Genomic DNA, 455 nt, shown 5'->3' with positions numbered 1-455 from the left:
GGCGACCGCTCGGTGATCGACACCATGCGCGAGGCGCTGGCGGCCTTGGCCGGCGGCATCAATGTGGCGGGGGACCGACTGGGCATCTGGGGCTTCTCGTCGCTGAAGCGCGACCGGGTGTTCCTGACCCGCTGCAAGGGCTTCGAGGGGCGGGTGACGCCCGAGATCACCGTCCGGATCGGCAGCCTGAAGCCCGGCCATTACACCCGGCTCGGGGCCGCGATCCGCCACGCCTCGGCGATGCTGGCCAAGGAGCCTTCGGCCCGCAAGCTGCTCTTGGTGCTGACCGACGGCAAGCCGAACGACCTTGATCATTACGAGGGCGTCCATGGCATCGAGGACAGCCGCATGGCGGTGCGCGAGGCGAAGGGCCGGGCGCAGGCGGTGCATGGCGTGGTGGTCGATGCCGACGGGCAGGACTGGTTCGCCCGCATCTTCGGCCGCTCCGGCTTCAC

General features: G+C 70.1%; 1 protein-coding gene. It reads left to right on the top strand.

Features of this window, described 5'->3' with window-relative positions:
* Positions 1–455 (top strand): nitric oxide reductase activation protein NorD (locus tag AC3A5Z_RS24170; protein ID WP_487521811.1); only part of this gene is annotated, 455 nt, incomplete at both ends.

The sequence above is a fragment of the Cereibacter sp. Soil_C_27 genome (genome assembly GCF_057657095.1).
This window is presented reverse-complemented; position numbering and strand designations above follow the sequence as displayed.